We start from the raw sequence: 17,632 nt of genomic DNA on the forward strand, positions 1-17,632 counted from the left end.
TCCATAGTGCACTGCGCAATACTGATTGGTGCGTGACGGTTGCTCCATAGCTATGCACTGCATATGACCATTCGTCAACACACGATGTGCTTTGCTTTCAGAAATACTATAGACTATTTTGTAACCGGTCACAAAGAGGTGATGCGCGCCGAATTGCAACCGATTGCACACCCGTGCACAATCACGAGTCACAGAGAATCACCCTGTGTGACGCGCACTATCGGAGGTACCGTATGACAGCAACGAAGAACAAGGTAACCATCAGGGATGTGGCCCGCTTGGCCGGCGTCTCCTATGGCACAGTGTCGCGGTATCTCAACGGCAATGAGCATGTTTCCGAGCGTGCCGCGCAACGCATCGCACAAGCCATCGAGGAATCCCAGTACACCCCGAACAATGCCGCACGATCATTGGCCCAGCAGCGTACCTCCACCATTGCGTTTATCGTGCAGGTCGAATCCATCTTCACGTTGCTTCAGGCGAGCACTACGGCCGCCATGGCGGAGGCCAATCAGATCCTAGGCGACGCCGGATATCAGATGGTCACACTCATCGCCAATTCCGACGATTCCACACATCGCATCGCACAGTTGGTGCACAGCGACTTCGCCGACGGCTATCTGCTGTTCTCCTTAAGCGAGGATGATTCACTCGCCAAGATCTTCCGCACCGCCCACCGTCCGGTGGTGCTCTCTGAAGCGAGCGACCGCAGCACTGATGTCTCCTATCCGGCTGTGGATTTCGCCAATGCCGATGGCCAGCGCGATATCACACGTTTCCTGCTCGACCGAGGAAAGACCCGATTGGCATACGTGTGCGGCCCGGGATACTCACCCTCATCCAGCAAACGATTGCAAGGCTTCAAACAAGCCATGGGAAGTCGTTACGATGACAATCGTGTGTATTACGCGGATGATTGGGAAATCACCAGCGGCGAGATGGCGGCTGCGGCTTTCGAGCCGATACTGCATGATCTCGATGGCATTGTGTGCGCCAACGACAATATTGCCATCGGTGTGATCAATCAGCTGCATCGAATGGGGTATCGCGTACCTGAGGATATCGCGGTCACTGGATTCGATGATTCACCTATCGCCACGATGATGGATCCGAAACTCACCACCGTGCGGCAGGATTCCTGGATGCATGGGCGTGCGATGTCCCAGCTGCTGCTCAGCATGCTGCGCGGCGAGACCGTGGGCCCTCATACCGTCACGCTGCTGCCCACCGAGATTGTGACCCGGCAGTCAGCGTAGGCTGCGTGCACGATGTACGCACATGCGCAAGCCTTCTGGCACAGTTTCCAACCTAATTCGTCTGTATGTACGCGCACCATACATGAGTTGCGCGAACATACGGATGTTTTTTGACGTACCATCCTCACATACAGCAAACGGGTGCTGCGATTGAGGTTATCGCAGCACCCTCGAGGAAGGAAAGTAGAGACAGGAGCGGTTACTCCTTGACGGCGCCGGCACCGCACTGGACACCGGACTGAAGGTCACCGCCGATGACTACCGCATTGATTTCACCGTGCGCCGCACCGATGGTGAGGATGGCCTGGTGATTGATTTCGGTGCGATCACCGGGTCTGTTACTTCCGCTGGTCATTCGGCGACTGGGGCAACAAGTACTACATTCTGAAGCGCGTGGGCGATGGTATTCAGGATGAGACAGTGCCCGCGGTTGAGGGTGGCGTGGAATCGAACTTGGATTGTGACGCTCCCGTACTGTCTGGCGGCAGCCACGGCACCGCCACCGTGCTTGCGGCGGCTTTGGATGCGGGCAAGCCGTTCGAGCCGGCGCCTGTCCAGCCGCAAACGGTTGTGGCGGCCGCCGACTTGTCTGACTGGCAGGCTGAGCCGTATTCCTTCACTGCGTTCCAATTGCCGGCGTGATTCCTCCACAGGCTCCCCGTGTCAGAGGAGCTGGATCGCGGCGAGACTGAGGGGAGTGGGCATCGCGTGACACGTAACGATGTCAAAACCCGCAATGTAACGATAAACCACCCTGTTTTGTATAGTTGGTGAACAGCAAAGGGGTTTTCTATGGTCACCATGAAAGATGTTGGACGCGAGGCCGGAGTCTCCGCCATGACGGTTTCCAACGTGCTGCGCGGCAACACGAACGTCACGCCGGAAACGGCGCGCCGCGTACGGGAGGCAGCCGATAAACTGCATTACCGGCTCAACACCACCAGCCTGTCCGCACGCAGTCTGCGCGTGTCCACCAGCCGTGGCGGCCGTAATTTCGGCACCATCGGTCTCGCCATCTTCGAGCTGGACCGTCCTTACCCTTCACAGTTGGCATCGTTGATCTCCCAGGCGGCGGAAAAACGCGGTTATCAGACCGTGGTGCAGGAGACGCGTATCAACGCGGACAACGAGCGTTCCATCATCGAACGTGTATCCAACCAGTTCTGCGACGGCCTGATTTTCAGTTCCAGCCGACTGTCGGCGGCGGAAATCGAACAGCTTTCCAATCATCGACCGACCGTGCTGTTGGATGATGACCGGCCGCAGCATGATATCGACACGATCTTGACGCCCAGTGAAGCCGGCGCGCAGGCCGCCATCGAATACCTGTGGGGCACCGGTAAGCGTCGTATCGGCATTATCGGCGGCCTTGGCGAGAGTGTTGACGAGCATGAAACCTTCAACTCCAATGACACTCGTCACCGCCGTCTGATGGGCTGCCGTAACGCCTTTGAATCGCTTGGTGTGGATTGGATGAGCGTGCCGATTATCGCCACGCCTTGGAATGACGTGGATGCCCGCAAGGCGATTGTGGCGAACGGCGAACTGGTTCGCTCCTGTGATGCCTTGTTCTGCATGACCGATACCACCGCATTCGGTGTGATTCGAGGCCTGAAAGACATTGGTCTGAGCGTGCCCGATGATATTGCGGTGATGGGTTTCGATGGCATTGAAATGGGTGCCATTATGACGCCGTCACTGACCACGGTGGCCGTGGATATCCCGATGGTGGCGCAACAGGCCGTAGATCTGCTGATCGAGCGTATTGACGACGAATCCGACCGCGACCGCCAACGCATCGTAGCCGACTTCCACATCGCCCAGCGCGAATCCGCCTAATAATCAGCGAAAACGGAAATCAGCCGAAGGCTGATTTAGGTAATAAAAAAGCGGCCGGTGAGGCCGCTTTTGTAGCGTTATGCGAGCGATGCGATCAGTCGTCGCCCAAGGTCAGGTGCACGCCACCGACCAAGGAGCTGACCACATTGTAGATCAGCGCGATGATGGTGGCCAGCAGGGTGAACAGCACCACTTCCACGATGGAGAAGATGGTCACACCAGACACCACGGTGGTCAGGGACAGCACATTCTTCAGATCGAAGTCGGCGTTCAGACCGGTGGCGGACACGATCTGGGTGAGCTGGTTGAACACGCCCACTGCATCCATGAGCAGCCAGATGATGGCGGAAGCCACGATCTGGATAATGGCGCCGGCGATGGAGAGCATGAAGGTCACCTTGGCCACGGACCATGCGTCCACGCGGGTCAGGGACAGGCTCATACGGCGGGCACGCGGGGTGCGGCGCACGGTCGGACGCGACGTGGTGGGAGTGCTGCCGGACGGCAGTGCGGACTCCTCCGGATCGCTAGACACGGAACGGGCCACGCGAGGAGCGCTCTGCTTGGCGCCGATCAGCGGCTCGACGGTTTCATTCGCGGGGGTTGGGGCTGCGGGCATGACCGGCTCGTTGCCTTCGAGATTCTCGCTCATCGTTTCTCCTTAAACAGGCTATTGGTAGCCTCTGCTGTTAGAGAGGCTACCAGCTTTTCAGGACGCGGCTCACGCCTCGTCCGTGTTGTTCACATTCTCGCCGGATTGCGGGGTTTCAGCGGCCTCCTGAGCAGCCTCAGCGGACTGCGCTGCATCAGCAGCAGTCTCAGCAGACTCCTCTTCCGCAGGCTCATCCTTTTCCTCGTTGCGCGCGATGGACAGGATTTCGTCGCCCTTGTCTGGCTTGGCGAAGGTCACGCCTTGCGTGGTGCGGCCGGTGCGGTTGACTTCGTCCACGTTGGAGCGAATCACCTTGCCGGACTTCATGATGGCCATCACCTGATCGTCTTCGGAGACCACCAGCGCGCCCACCAGGGAGCCTCGGCCTTCGACCAGCTGCACGGCCTTGACGCCGAGGCCGTTGCGGCCCTGCAGACGGTATTCCGAAATGGCGGTGCGCTTGGCGAAGCCCTCGTTGGTGACCACGAACAGGTCCTTGTCGGAGTCGGCGGGCACCACGTCCATGGCCAGCAGCTCGTCGCCGGCACGGAACTTCATGCCCTGCACGCCGGCGGTCTGGCGGCCCATCGGGCGCAACTGCTCGTCATCGGCCTGGAACTTCAGGCTCATGCCAAGCTTGGAGACCAAGATGATGTCATCCTCGGCGTTGCACAGTGCGGCACCGATCAGCTCGTCAGCGTTCTCGCCGTTCTCATCAGCCATCAGGCGCACGGCGATCAGACCACCCTGACGAGGGGAATCATACTCAGCCAGCGGCGTCTTCTTGACCTTGCCGGAGCGGGTGGCGAGCACCAAGTACTTGGCCACCTCGTAGTTCGGGATGGACAGCACGGCCTGAATCTGCTCGTCCGGCGCGAACTGCAGCAGGTTGGCCACATGCTGGCCCTTGGAGTCGCGCGAACCTTCCGGCAGCTCGTAGGCCTTGATGCGGTACACGCGGCCCTTGTTGGTGAAGAACAGCAGCCAGTTGTGCGTGGAGGTCAGGAAGAAGTGATCGACCACGTCGTCCTCGCGCAACTTGGTGCCCTTGATGCCCTTGCCGCCGCGGTGCTGGGCGCGGTACTCGTCGGCCTTGGTGCGCTTGATGAAACCGGAGTGGGTCACGGTGACCACCACGTTCTCTTCGGCAATCAGGTCTTCGACGTTCATCTCACCGGAGAACGGCAGGATCTTGGTACGGCGTTCGTCACCGTACTTGGCCACGATCTCGTCGAGCTCGTCGCCGATGATCTTGCGCTGACGTTCCGGACGGGCCAGAATGTCGATGTAATCGGCGATCTTGCGCTGCAGTTCCTCATGTTCGGCCACGATCTTGTCGCGGTTCATGCGGGTCAGCGTGCGCAGCTGCATGGCCAGAATGGCGTCGGCCTGCACCTGATCGATGTCGAGCAACTGCATCAAGCCGGTGCGTGCGGCATCGGTGTCTTCGGATGCGCGAATCAAGGCGATGACCTCGTCGAGCATGTCGAGGGCCTTCAGGTAACCCTGCAGGATGTGATCGCGTTCCTCGGCCTCGCGCTTCAGGTAAGCGGTACGGCGGGCGATCACGTCAAGCTGGTGGTCCACCCAGTGGCGGATGAATGCGTCTAGGGACAGCGTGCGCGGCACACCATCGACCAATGCCAGCATGTTGGCACCGAAGGTCTGCTGCAGCTGGGAGTGCTTGTACAGGTTGTTCAGCACCACCTTCGGCACGGCGTCGCGCTTCAGTACGAGCACAAGACGCTGGCCGGTACGGCCGGAGGTTTCGTCACGCATGTCGGCGATGCCTTGGATCTTGCCGTCGCGCACAGCCTCGCGAATGGAGACGACCAAGCGGTCCGGGTTCACCTGATACGGCAGCTCGGTGACCACCAGGCACATACGGCCGTTGATTTCCTCGGTGTTGACCACGGCGCGCATGGTGATCAGGCCGCGACCGGTACGGTAGGCCTGTTCGATGCCCTTGTGGCCAAGGATGGTGGCGCCGGTGGGGAAGTCCGGTCCCTTGATGATGCGGATCAGATTGTCCAGCAGCTCTTCGCGGCTGGCATCCGGATGTTCCAGCGCCCAGTGCACGCCTTCGGCCACCTCACGCATGTTGTGCGGCGGGATGTTGGTTGCCATACCGACGGCGATGCCTGCGGAACCGTTAACCAGAAGGTTCGGGAAGCGGGCCGGCAGCACGGTCGGCTCCTGGGTCTTGCCATCGTAGTTCGGCACGAAATCGACGGTGTCCTTGTCGATGTCGCGCACCATTTCCATGGCGAGCGGGGCCATACGGCATTCGGTGTAACGCATGGCTGCTGCCGGATCGTCACCGGGGGAGCCGAAGTTACCTTGGCCGTCGACCAGCAAGTAACGCATCGACCAGGATTGTGCCATGCGCACGAGGGTGTCGTAGATGGCGGCATCGCCGTGCGGATGGTACTTACCCATCACATCGCCGACTACGCGGGAGCACTTGTTGTAGCCACGGTCGGGACGGTAGCCGCCGTCGTACATCGCGTAAATCACACGACGATGCACCGGCTTCATGCCGTCGCGCACATCCGGCAGGGCGCGCTCCACAATCACGGAAAGCGCGTACGCCAGATAGGATTCGCGCATCTCCTGCTGCAGATCCTTGCGCTGGATACGTTCGCCGGTCATGAGTCCGTAGTCGGTGTTGTCGGCTTCCTGCGGGCTCAGCGGTTCCATCGAGCCGTCAGGCGTGAACTGCTCGTCGGTGCCGTCGGCGTTGTCGTTGACACCGCCCGGGGTGTTATTCGTTTCGTCTGCCACTGATTACCATTCCTTTGGTGTGTTAAAAAGCTCAAACGCGGTCTCTCCCTCGTCACCGCTTCGCGGTGCCACCTCCCTCGTCAGAGGGAGGCTGGGGGATTCCGTCAGGCGTCAATCCAGCGGACGTTCTTGGCGTTGCGTTGGATGAAGAGTCGGCGGGGTTCCACTTCGTCGCCCATCAGCATCGAGAAGGTCTCATCGGCCGCTGCGGCGTCTTCGATGTGCACCTGCTTCAGAATGCGGTGTTCGGGGTCCATGGTGGTCTCCCACAGCTCCTGATAGCTCATCTCACCCAAACCCTTGTAACGCTGGATGCCTTCGCCCTTGGGCAGCTGACGTCCCTTGGCCTTGCCTTCGGCGAGTACGCGGTCGCGCTCGGCATCGGTGTAGACGAAGTCGTGCGGCCCCTTGGTCCACTTCAGTCGGTACAGCGGCGGCATGGCCACGTAGACATAGCCGGCGGTGATCATCGGACGCATGTAGCGGAAGAACAGGGTCAGGTTCAGGGTGGCGATGTGGGCACCGTCCACATCGGCATCAGCCATGATGATGACTTTGTGGTAGCGAACCTTGGAGAGGTCGAAGTCCTCGCCGTAGCCGCCACCGACCGCGGTGATCAGTGATTCGATGGTGTCGGACTTCATCATGCGATCCAAGCTGGCACGCTCGGTGTTGAGGATCTTGCCTCGAAGCGGCAGAATGGCCTGGGTGATCGGATTGCGGCCCTGAATGGCGGAGCCGCCTGCGGAATCACCCTCCACGATGAACAGCTCGCACTCTTCAGGGTTGCTGGACTGGCAGTCCTTGAGCTTGTCCGGCATGCCGGCGGATTCGAAGATGGACTTGCGGCGCGTGTTCTCGCGAGCCTTCTTGGCTGCCAGACGGGCGCGGGAGGCTTCGATGGCCTTCTGGATGATGTTCTTGGCCTCGGCCGGGTGGGCGTCGAACCAGTCGCCGAGCTTGTCGGTCATCACGCGCTGTACGAAGGTCTTGGCTTCGGAGTTGCCGAGCTTGGTCTTGGTCTGGCCTTCGAACTGCGGGTTGGTGAGTTTCACGGAGATCACGGCGGTCAGGCCTTCGCGCACGTCGTCGCCGGAGAGGTTCTCATCCTTGTCTTTGAGGATGCCTTTCTCGCGGGCGTAACGGTTGACCAGCGAAGTCAGTGCCGCACGGAAGCCTTCCTCGTGGGTACCGCCTTCGGTGGTGGAGATGGTGTTGGCGAAGGTGTGCACGGCCTCGGAGTAGGCGGTGGTCCATTGCATGGCCAGTTCGGCGGAGATGCCGAGCTTCAGATCCTCGGCTTCGAAGCTGATGACTTCCTCTTCCACCGGGTTGGCCTTGCGTACCTTGACCAGATAGTCCACGTAGTCTTTGATGCCGTTCAGGTACTGGTAGGTCACGGTCTGGTGGGTTTCGCCGGCATCCGGCACGTTGTCGCCAGCCACTTCGTCGCCGGCCTGATCGGCTTCACGCAGATCGGTAAGGCTGATTTTCAGGCCCTTGTTGAGGAACGCCATCTGCTGGAAGCGGGAGCGCAGGGTCTCGAAGTCGTAGACGGTGGTCTCGAAGATCTTCGGATCGGCCCAGAAGGTCACGGAAGTACCGGTGGACTCGCCTTCGGCCATGGGCTCGCCCTGCTTCAGGGGAGCGGTGGGATGCTGGTCGATGTAGGTCTGGGTCCAGTGGAAGCCCTGGCGGCGCACTTCGATGTCCACACGGGTGGAGAGTGCGTTCACCACGGAGATGCCCACACCGTGCAGACCGCCGGAGACGGCGTAGCCGCCGCCACCGAACTTGCCGCCGGCGTGCAGCTTGGTCATCACGGTCTCGACGCCGGAGACGCCTTCGCCGGGCACCTCGTCGACCGGGATGCCTCGGCCGTCGTCCACCACGCGAATGCCGTTGTCCGGCAGAATGGTGACTTCGATATGGCTGGCGTATCCGGCCAGCGCCTCATCGACCGAGTTGTCGACGATCTCGTAGACCAGGTGGTGCAGGCCGCGCGGACCGGTGGAACCGATGTACATACCCGGGCGGATACGCACGGCTTCCAAACCTTCCAACACCCTCAGATCAGAGGCCTCATAATGTTCGGGGGCCATGGATTCGTCGAGTTCGCCTTCAGTGAGTTCCGCATTATTGATATGCTCTGCAGCCGCCTTCAGCTGCTCCTCTTTGCTGGTTTCGTCTGCCAACAGGCTTCCTTCCGTAACTACCAGGTCAGCCTTGCAAATCTCGTCTTTTGCAGGGGCGATATGGCTTAAGAGGCCCGTAAAGGGCTCTTCTAGCCTTTTGACCATACTGCATGTGATTTTACTCGTTTAGCCCGACGAGCGCCATAGCGAGGCTTTTATTGCTTTCCGCCTTTGTCGACCATCACTTCCGCTTGGCCCATTTGCGCGAGTATCCCACGGCCGGTCCGGTCACGCGTATTTCGTTGATGGTCAGTCCTTGGAGATTGCCGCGTATGGTTTCGGTCAGCTGAGGAATCAGATACGTCAGCTGCGTGGCCCAAACCGTCGATTCGGCGCGAATCGTCAGCACGCCGTCGGTGAAGTCCGCCACCGCTGTATGAGCGGCGATGCCGGCGCCTACCACTTGATCCCAGTGGGTTCTCAATTGCGCAAGCTTCAGGTTGGTGCTCCAGATGCCATTGCCGGCGATGGTGGACATCACATTGCCGAGTTCTGCAGGGTCGCGCCCGGGCTTGCCGAAGTTCTCCAAGGCCTCTTCGCTGCGCCGTCTGCGATCCTTGAGCAGTGCGCCGCGATGCGAGATCCGCTCAAATACTTCGGCGGCCAGCTTGGTCTGGTCGAGCTTGAGGCTACGGACCACAGGCGGTCTCATTGCTGCTCCTGCCCTTGCACATTGGCGGCATCTGCGGCGGTTGAGTCTGCGTCGTGTACGCCTGCGTGCTCATCGGCGTGCAATGCCGCCAGCGACTGCTGTAAGGACTGCTGCAGCGATTCGGCGAACGCATCGGCTTGGTTGCGCAAAGCGTCTACGTCGATGACATGGGCTGTGCCGCCGTTCAAGGCACTGTGCGGCACGTCGCCTTCCGCCGCCACGGTGATGAGCACCTGATCCTGTTCACGCGCGAATTCGAGGATCTGCGTGCGGCGGCTGTCGTCCAGCTGGGCGAACACATCATCGAGTATCACAATCGGACGCACGCCCAACCGTTGCCGGATCATGCGGTACAGCGCCATTTTCAACGCCAATGCCATGGTCCACATCTCGCCGTTGGACGCGAATTCCTTGGCGGGAATGTCGAAGAGCTCCAAGTTCAGGTCATCGCGCTGCGGGCCGATGAGGTTTATGCCGCGCGCCACCTCGCCGGGGTAGATGCGCTGGAAATGCTCGCTGATGGCCTGATGCGGCTCATCGTAGAGCAGTACTTCATCGAACGAGGGCGCGTAGCTCAGCGTGACCTGCTCGGTGTCGCCGGCAAGATCACAGTAGATTGCGGCGAACGGGTCAGCCAATGCGTCGATGATGCGTTTGCGCATGCGGGTCAGGGTGATCCCGGCTTCGATGAACTGTCCGGTCCAGATTTCCAGTCCGCTCAGTGCCGCGTCAATGGGCTGCCCGGCCGCGGAACTGGCGTTCAGCTGCTTCAGCAAGGTGGCGCGCTGCTTGCCGATGCGGGTGAGCTGCTGAAGCGCTTCGGCGTAGCCGGGTTCGAGCAGTACGCCCGCCTGATTGAGGAAGGTTCTGCGGGATGCCGGATCACCGGAAATCAGCCGCTGGTCCTCGGGAGTGAACGCCACGGAGGGAACTTGGCCGATGATGTCGCGCAGATACATCGATGTGCCCGAGTTGATGCGCGCACGATTGGCACCACGGGCATGCAGCGACGCCTCATAAGTGGTGGTCTGTTCGTCGCCGTGCGAGTCGTCGGAGGCAACCACGTTGGCGCGAATCGTGGCAGTGGACTGGCCTCGCTCGATCAGCGGCAGGGTGCTGGAGGTGCGATGGCTGGCTCCGGTGGACAGGATTTCCACTGCTTCCACCAGGTTGGTTTTACCGAGCCCATTTTTTCCCACTATGAGATTGATGCCGGGAACAAAATCGACCACTACCTGGCTCCAGGAGCGGTAGTGGTCGAGTGCGAGGCGAGAAACGTACATCAGATTGTGGACGATTTCTTCTTGATATTCGGTCGCCTATGGTTCAGCTGTTGAAGCGCATCGGCACGAGCAGGTAGCGGTAATCCATCGACTCATCGGAGTCGGCTTCCTGCTGACCGTTGAATTCAACCGGCTTGACCGGGGTGGTCATCTTGATGCGCACGAACGGCTCGGCGATGGCGGACAGGCCTTCCTTCAGGTAGGAGGGGTTGAAGGCCACGGTGATATCGTCGCCATCCATGTCGATGTCCAGGGTTTCGTTGGCCTGGGCTTCATCGGCGGAACCGGCGGACAACGCCACTTCCTGACCGGTGAACGACATGCGAATCGGAGCATTGCGTTCAGCCACCAAAGCCACACGGCTGATGGCATCGAGCAGATCCTGCTTGTTCACCACCGCCTGAATCGGGTATTCGTCGGCGAACAGGCGGTCAACCGCCGGGAATTCGCCGTCGATCAGCTGCGAGGTGGAGACGCGGCCAGCGTTTTCGAAGCCCAGCAGCGTCGGGTTCTCGGCATCGAAATCGAGGCGGATGTTCTGATGCTCGTCCAGCGAACGAGCCACATCCTTGAGCAGGGAGCCACGGACCAGTGTGGTGGTTTCCACATCCGGGTTCTGCGGGGTCCACGTGAAGGTGGCACGGGCAAGGCGGAAACGATCGGTGGAGGTCATGACCACCTTGTCGCCCTGGAACTGCATGCGCACGCCGGTCAGCACCGGACGGTTCTCCTCGCGGGAAACCGCAACGGAAGCCTGGTTGACCGCCTGCACGAACGTCGGCGCATCGACTTGACCTAAAGCCGGAGGAACCACAGGCAGATCCGGGTACTCGGTATCCGGCATGAGCTGCAGTGTGAACGTGGATTTGCCGGCGGTGATGGTCAGCGTGGAGTCGGTGGTGGCGAGGTAGGTTTTCTCGGAGCGCAGCGACTTGGTGATATCCGCCAGCAGCTTGCCGAGCACCAGCACGGAACCAGCCTCATCAACGCCAGCCTCGATGTGATGGCGAGCGGAAATCTCGTAGTTGAACGCCGAGAACTGAAGCGTGCCATCGATTGCTTCAAGACGCACGCCTGCCAGAATCGGGTTGGAGGGGCGTGCATCAATGACGCGTGACGTCCAAGCTACGGCATCGGCCAAAGCCGCGGTGTCGATTTCGACTTTCATAGGGTTTCCCTTCGTCTAATTTGCTGACATTCATTCTAGCTGTTGCCTGCGCGTGCTTCGTTCGCGCAGCAGCTGCCGATTGCCATGGTGGTGATGCTTTCTTAAGGTTCGAGTAAGTAATCGCCATAATAAGCGCGGTGGATAGTGTGGATAAGTGGGGAAAAGTGTTCTCCTGTTTCGTTTCCCGAGGATGCAGCCGCTGTGGATAACTTCTGTATAACATGTGGATAAACACCCAAGTTATCCACAGGCTTTCGCTCTGATTTTCGCTGTCCACACCGAAAAACGATTTATACACGAGTTTTCCACCGAAAAAGAGTGGGTAATCCACGAGTTATCCGCAGACTTTACCCACATTTGTGAATAACTATGTGGATAACTTTGGTGCTATTTTCGTCAGTCCGCCGGCGTGTTGCACGCGTCTGCCGTCGAGGAGAATCGATTCTGGAGACCGATTTTGCGTGTTTTTCGACGGCGCAGAGAAAAAGTGCCGAAAATGGTCTGTCAAAACGATTGTGTCAGATGACAGTGATGCGCACGGACTGAGCCGCTCACGATGATGCGGCGTCCACGATGATAAAGGCGGGGTCAGTCGGCGTTGTTGTTCTGCTTGAGACGCACAGTGAGTTCCGTAACGTAGGTATAGATCTCCTGCTTCTGCTGCATTTCGTCGCTGACACGCGTATAAGCATGCATAACCGTGGTGTGATCGCGGCCACCGAACACTTCGCCGATGTCCAACAAGCTCATGCTGGTCATTTCACGGGCAAGATACATGGCGATTTGGCGAGCCAAAGCCACGTTCTTGGTACGCGAACGACCCACGAGATCGTCGAAGGTCAGGTGGAAGTACTTGGCCACCTGGCCGATGATGTCGGTCGGCTTGATTTCCACATCGGTGGTGAAGAAGTCCTGCAGCGTCTGCTCGGCCAGCGCGCGGGTCACCGGCTGATTGCTCAGCGATGCCACTGCGGTGACACGGGTCAACGCACCTTCAAGCTCGCGGATGTTCTCGGTGAATCGTTCGGCGATCAGATCCAACACGTCGTTTGGAATCTTGGAACCGTTCATCGAGGCGATCATGCGCAAGATGGCGATACGAGTCTCCAAATCCGGTGGCTTGACATCTACGGTCAAGCCGGATTCAAAGCGGGAAATCAGTCGAGCCTCAAAGCCCTTCAAATTCTTTGGCGCCACATCGGAGGCGATGACGATACGCTTATTCGCCTGATGTAGGGAATTGAACGTGTGGAAGAACTGATCCAACGTCGCTTCCTTGCCACCAAGGAACTGGATATCGTCGATGAGCAGCACATCAACCTGACGATAGCGTCGGTTGAATGCGGCGATCTGACCCTGACTTTGGTTCGGATTCTGCAGCGCATCGATGAATTCGTTGGTGAATTCCTCACTGGTCACATAGCGAACCTTGAGGCTCGGATCCTTAACCAGCGCGTAGTTGCCAATGGCGTTGAGCAAATGGGTTTTGCCCAGACCCGAACCGCCGTAGATACACAACGGGTTGAAATCCTGACCGGATCCCTCCGCCACGGCCAATGCCACGGTACGGGCGAACCGGTTGGAATCGCCGGGCACAAACGAATCAAACGTAAAGTTCTTATTGAGATGCGTCTCCGGATCGCGGTTCATCTTCTGACCGCCCACCGGATACTGCTGTTCCTGGGGCTGCGCCGGCGCGTACTTCGGCTTCGGCTTGGCCACTGGTTCCGGCTGCTTCATGCCATAGGGTTCGCGACCAAACTCCGCCACCGTCGGCGCATCCGAATAATCATCTTCCGTATTCGGTACGGCCTGGGGCGTGGCATGTGATTGCGGCGCCACTTTGAACGCCGGGAACATGTTCACGCCGGTAACGGTGTGCAGCGTGTGCAGCAGCTGAGTATTGAGATTGCCCTGAATGGCCTGCAACGTATCGTTGGAATCCACGCACAGCACGATCGTCGTGCCGAACACACCTTCCGCGACCACGCCTTCGAGCCATCCTTTTTCTCGAGGGGTCAGCGATTTGCTGTGTTTGAGCATGGCGAGGGTGTCCGACCAGATGCGGGCAGCCTCGACCGCGGGGTCGGCAGATGAACCAGCCATATCAGACCCCTTCTTCTTGCTCGTAGTTACATGGATACAATAGGTAATGTTTACTCCTATCCACGGAAGTTATCCACCGCGTTGCGTGTTGGAAATGCTGGAATGTGAATAACACACATGTAATTTGTGGATAACTTTGGAGCTGAAACTGTTGATTTTACGCCACTTCTAGGCTCTTCGGCGTGTTGCGGACGCTGTGTCGAAATGTGAAAACTCCTGACTCATTTTGACTTGTGACCATGGTTGAGAGTAGGTTGGTATAGCTTGACTCACGTGAGGGCAGCGCGAAGCGTTGCCAAATAGACCTAGGAGCATTGATATGAAGAGGACGTTCCAGCCGAACAACCGCCGTCGTCACATGAAGCACGGCTTCCGTCTGCGCATGCGCACCCGTTCCGGCCGCGCGGTGATCAACCGCCGTCGCGCCAAGGGCCGCAAGTCCCTGTCCGCCTGATTCCAGCGGACAGTGCCACAGGCATAGTCGAGTGGAGCGGCTGAAAAGCCATCGTGATTTTGTCGGCGTGCTGAAACGCCGTCGCAAAGTCGGTGGCAGGGATATCGTCGTGCACTATTTGGTGCCCGACGAGCAGCATGACGACCAGGCGAATCATCGTCGCCTGGGTTTAGCCGTCTCCAAATCCGTAGGCAAAGCAGTTATCCGCAATACGGTAAAGCGAAGGTTCCGAGTCCTGGCCAGGATGCATGAGCACCAACTCCCGGAACACTGCGATATTGTGTTGCGCGCCAAGCCGAGCGCGGCATCAGCCTCGTTCGAATCCTTGGATCATCAGATTGCGAAATGCTTTGCCGCTGTGGCGAATAAGGCGAAGTGACATGTCTACTTCCATCAAGGCGGTGATGATTCGCTGCGTGCGTTGGTACCAGCGCACCATTTCCGCGAACACACCGCCTTGCTGTAAGTATTATCCGTCATGCTCGAATTACGCTATTGAAGCTCTCGATCGGTATGGCGCCTTCAAAGGGGGAGTGCTTGCTGTACTGCGATTGCTCCGCTGCAGGCCGTGGAGTCGTGGGGGGATAGACGACGTGCCGCAGCGATATTCGATTTTTTATAGGTTTTCTTGGTCGAAGGCCCATGAGGAGCCTCGACTGACACCATTGGCCACGACCCAAGGAGAGGCCCATCGATGACTAATCCAAACCAATTCTTTCTCGATAGCGGGTTCTGGGGATTCTTCTATAGGCTCCTGACCCCAATCGAATGGCTGCAGACCTGGATTCTGAAGCTCGTCCACGATTTCTTCGTGCTGCTTGGCATGAATGAGATTGGCGTTTCTTGGGTGCTTGCCATCATCTGCCTGGTGCTGGTGGTGCAGATCTGCATCTTCCCGCTGTTCTACAAGCAGATGAAGTCGATGCGCAAGATGCAGGCATTGGCTCCGAAGATGCAGCGCATCCAGAACAAGTACAAGGGCAAGACGGATCAGGCTTCCAAGGAAGCTCAGAGCCGCGAAATGATGAAGCTCTATCAGGATAACAACGCCAATCCGGCGGGATCCTGCCTCCCGATGCTGATTCAGGGCCCGGTGTTCATGGCGATGTTCTACACGCTGTCCGCCATTCCATACATCGCCAACGGCGTCAAGAAGGAATCGCTTGGCGCCTTCGATGTGGCCACCGCCCAGCAGTTCGTCAAGACCGATGTATTCGGTATCGTCAGCGTCACCGATAACTTCAACTCTGCGGCGTTCGGCGGCAAGATCGTCATCGGCATCTTCGTGGCATTGATGTGCTTCTGCCTGTGGTTTGTGCAGTACTTCAGTATGAAGCGCAACATGGCCGCTGCTTCGATGAACAAGCAGGCCGAATCCATGCAGAAGATGATGCTGTGGATCTTCCCGGTCATGTACATCTTCTCCGGTGTCACCATGCCGTTCGCTGTGCTGGTCTACTGGCTGACCAACAACGTCTGCAACCTGCTGCGTACCTTCTGGCAGGTCACCTACTTCCCGACCCCGGGCTCCCCGGCGGCCGAGGATAAGGAGAAGCGCGACCACCGCCGCGAGAACGCACGCCGCGAAAAGGCTGGCCTGCCGTCCTTGGAGGAAGAGGCTCTGATCAAGGCCAAGGAAGCCGCCGAGCATAAGGACAATAAGGGCTATCAGCGCGTTCAGCCGCAGCGCAAGCGTAAGCGCAAGTAACCCACCAGTCGATTGCATGTGCTCCATGTTTCACGTGAAACATGGAGCACATTCGACACTTAAGCCCTTTTTCAGTTAAAGGGCTATACACTTGAACTTTAGTATTGGTTAGAAGGAGTACCGTATGGCACTAGATGACGATAAGACAATCGATCAGCTCAATGAAGAAGCTGACATCGCTGCCGATTATCTCGAAGGGCTGCTCGACATCGCCGACTACGAGGGCGATATCGAGATGGGCATTCGCAACAACCGCCCAACGGTGCAGATTGTCGCTGACGACGATACCGACATCAAGCATCTGATTGGTCGCAATGGCGAGGTGGTCGATGCTCTGCAGCAGCTGACTCGTCTGGCTGTTCAGCAGAAGACCGGCGAACGCTCCCACCTGATTGTGGATGTGGATGGTTTCCTGAAGCGCAAGCGCCAGCATCTTCGCGACCTGGCACTCGACGCTGTGGATGCCGTCAAGGAATCCGGAGAGCCGTATGACCTGAAGCCGATGAACTCCTTCGAGCGCAAGGTGGTGCACGATGTGGTTCGCGAGGAAGGTTTGAAGTCCCGCTCCCACGGCGAGGAACCTCATCGTTATGTGACGGTGTACCTCAAGAACAAGAGCGACGACACCGACGACACCGAGGATTTTGATCAGGAGTGATGTGCTCATCGCGGCTGCTCGTAGCTGATTGGACAATTGGCTGCGCATCCAAGCCGTGATTGGTTTCATTTCAACAATGGTGTGATGAGGCGTCGTAGTTGCGGCGCCTCATTCCATGTGCGATGTTTCATGTGTAATGTTTCACGTGAAACACAGAAGGGGAGTGCGTATGACAGACACACTTGCTGGATCTCCGGTGCTTGCCGAAGTGCTCGGCGATGCATTGCCTCAGCTTGAGCTGTTCCACAAGAAACTGGAAGACGAAGGTGAACCCCGCGGTCTGATTGGGCCGCGCGACGTGGACATCATCTGGGAACGTCATATCCTCAATTCAGCCGCCATCGTACCCTATGTGCGCAAGTCCACTGCGGGCGCCAAGTTCAAGACCATCGCCGATGTGGGCAGTGGTGGAGGCTTCCCCGGTATCGTGGCCGCCGCCTGCCTTCCTGATCATCAGTTCACATTGATTGAGCCAATGGAACGTCGCGTGGAATGGCTGACTGAGTGCGTGGAACTCATGAATCTTACCAATGTGACCATTGTGCGCGGTCGTTCTGATGAAGTGATTGCGCAGGTACGCAAGCATAAGATTCATCCGTTCGCTGTAGTGACCTGCCGCGCGGTCGCTCCGATGACCAAGCTGTCAGGATGGACCCTGCCACTGCTGAAGCCTTCTGGTCAATTGATCGCGCTCAAGGGTCGTTCCGCACAGGTCGAACTGGAGAAGGCAGCGGATCAGATCAAGCGCTTCGGTGGACGCAACGCTCGCGTGGTGGAGGCTCAGGTAGGCCCAGATCTGGAGCCTACGCACGTGGTGATTGTGGATAGGCGATAGCAGTGGAAAAGCACACTAGTTCATCCACTTATCCACATTTTC

At 58.5% G+C, this 17,632-nt stretch carries 17 protein-coding genes; 9 read left to right on the forward strand and 8 right to left on the reverse strand.

The genetic code is table 11. The annotated features are described in order from the left end of the window. Window positions 1–233: 233 nt before the first annotated feature. Window positions 234–1,256 (forward strand): LacI family DNA-binding transcriptional regulator, encoded by a 1,023-nt coding sequence (locus tag JS530_RS02260; protein WP_214375571.1) that lies wholly within the window; start codon window positions 234–236, stop codon window positions 1,254–1,256. Between the two features lie 199 nt (window positions 1,257–1,455). Here the strand turns inward: JS530_RS02260 and JS530_RS02265 are convergent, their stop codons facing one another. Beyond that, window positions 1,456–1,611 (reverse strand): hypothetical protein, encoded by a 156-nt coding sequence (locus JS530_RS02265; RefSeq protein ID WP_214375572.1) that lies wholly within the window; start codon window positions 1,609–1,611, stop codon window positions 1,456–1,458. Between the two features lie 38 nt (window positions 1,612–1,649). Between JS530_RS02265 and JS530_RS02270 the strand changes: the two genes are divergently transcribed. Both JS530_RS02270 and JS530_RS02275 read left to right on the forward strand, forming a co-directional pair. Further along, window positions 1,650–1,898, forward strand: a complete 249-nt coding sequence (locus JS530_RS02270) for a hypothetical protein (protein WP_214375573.1) — start codon at window positions 1,650–1,652, stop codon at window positions 1,896–1,898. A 150-nt stretch (window positions 1,899–2,048) separates the two neighbouring features. Continuing rightward, window positions 2,049–3,095: a LacI family DNA-binding transcriptional regulator gene (locus JS530_RS02275; RefSeq protein WP_214375574.1), complete on the forward strand. Its 1,047-nt coding sequence runs from the start codon at window positions 2,049–2,051 to the stop codon at window positions 3,093–3,095. Between the two features lie 94 nt (window positions 3,096–3,189). Here JS530_RS02275 and JS530_RS02280 read toward each other — a convergent pair whose 3' ends face one another. The 7 genes from JS530_RS02280 to dnaA all read right to left on the reverse strand — a co-directional run bounded on the left by JS530_RS02280 (window position 3,190) and on the right by dnaA (window position 13,935). Beyond that, window positions 3,190–3,747 carry a DUF3566 domain-containing protein gene (locus JS530_RS02280; protein ID WP_214375575.1) on the reverse strand — a complete coding sequence of 186 codons (558 nt, stop codon included), beginning with the start codon at window positions 3,745–3,747 and terminating at the stop codon, window positions 3,190–3,192. Between the two features lie 69 nt (window positions 3,748–3,816). Next, window positions 3,817–6,531 (reverse strand): DNA gyrase subunit A, encoded by a 2,715-nt coding sequence (gyrA, locus tag JS530_RS02285; protein WP_425350838.1) that lies wholly within the window; start codon window positions 6,529–6,531, stop codon window positions 3,817–3,819. A 104-nt stretch (window positions 6,532–6,635) separates the two neighbouring features. Further along, a complete protein-coding gene (gene gyrB, locus JS530_RS02290) occupies window positions 6,636–8,726 on the reverse strand; it encodes a DNA topoisomerase (ATP-hydrolyzing) subunit B (protein WP_214375576.1) in 2,091 nt (696 codons plus the stop codon). A 181-nt stretch (window positions 8,727–8,907) separates the two neighbouring features. Next, complete coding sequence (locus tag JS530_RS02295; protein WP_214375577.1) at window positions 8,908–9,378, reverse strand: DciA family protein; 471 nt, start codon at window positions 9,376–9,378, stop codon at window positions 8,908–8,910. Beyond that, a complete protein-coding gene (recF, locus tag JS530_RS02300; RefSeq protein ID WP_214375578.1) occupies window positions 9,375–10,661 on the reverse strand; it encodes a DNA replication/repair protein RecF in 1,287 nt (428 codons plus the stop codon). The genes JS530_RS02295 and recF overlap by 4 nt, the downstream gene beginning before the upstream one ends. Before the next feature lie 43 nt (window positions 10,662–10,704). Beyond that, the gene (dnaN, locus tag JS530_RS02305) at window positions 10,705–11,829 is read right to left on the reverse strand and encodes a DNA polymerase III subunit beta (RefSeq protein ID WP_214375579.1); all 1,125 of its coding nucleotides are present in this window, start codon (window positions 11,827–11,829) and stop codon (window positions 10,705–10,707) included. 588 nt (window positions 11,830–12,417) lie between these two features. Then, window positions 12,418–13,935 carry a chromosomal replication initiator protein DnaA gene (gene dnaA / locus JS530_RS02310; RefSeq protein ID WP_214375580.1) on the reverse strand — a complete coding sequence of 506 codons (1,518 nt, stop codon included), beginning with the start codon at window positions 13,933–13,935 and terminating at the stop codon, window positions 12,418–12,420. 319 nt (window positions 13,936–14,254) lie between these two features. Between dnaA and rpmH the strand changes: the two genes are divergently transcribed. The 6 genes from rpmH (at window position 14,255) to rsmG (ending at window position 17,590) form a co-directional block, all read left to right on the forward strand. Beyond that, a complete protein-coding gene (rpmH, locus tag JS530_RS02315) occupies window positions 14,255–14,389 on the forward strand; it encodes a 50S ribosomal protein L34 (RefSeq protein WP_007054596.1) in 135 nt (44 codons plus the stop codon). Between the two features lie 31 nt (window positions 14,390–14,420). Continuing rightward, complete coding sequence (gene rnpA, locus JS530_RS02320) at window positions 14,421–14,768, forward strand: ribonuclease P protein component (protein ID WP_214375581.1); 348 nt, start codon at window positions 14,421–14,423, stop codon at window positions 14,766–14,768. Window position 14,769: 1 nt separating this feature from the next. After that, window positions 14,770–15,087 (forward strand): membrane protein insertion efficiency factor YidD, encoded by a 318-nt coding sequence (yidD, locus tag JS530_RS02325; RefSeq protein ID WP_214375582.1) that lies wholly within the window; start codon window positions 14,770–14,772, stop codon window positions 15,085–15,087. Beyond that, window positions 15,084–16,097: a membrane protein insertase YidC gene (yidC, locus tag JS530_RS02330; RefSeq protein WP_214375583.1), complete on the forward strand. Its 1,014-nt coding sequence runs from the start codon at window positions 15,084–15,086 to the stop codon at window positions 16,095–16,097. Before yidD ends, yidC begins: the two co-directional genes overlap by 4 nt. 124 nt (window positions 16,098–16,221) lie before the next feature. Next, window positions 16,222–16,755: a Jag family protein gene (locus JS530_RS02335; protein WP_214375584.1), complete on the forward strand. Its 534-nt coding sequence runs from the start codon at window positions 16,222–16,224 to the stop codon at window positions 16,753–16,755. Window positions 16,756–16,924: 169 nt separating this feature from the next. Then, window positions 16,925–17,590: a 16S rRNA (guanine(527)-N(7))-methyltransferase RsmG gene (gene rsmG / locus JS530_RS02340; RefSeq protein WP_214375585.1), complete on the forward strand. Its 666-nt coding sequence runs from the start codon at window positions 16,925–16,927 to the stop codon at window positions 17,588–17,590. Window positions 17,591–17,632 lie beyond the last annotated feature (42 nt).

The sequence above is a fragment of the Bifidobacterium colobi genome, assembly GCF_018555455.1.
In the GTDB taxonomy this organism is placed as follows: Bacteria; Actinomycetota; Actinomycetes; order Actinomycetales; family Bifidobacteriaceae; genus Bifidobacterium; species Bifidobacterium colobi.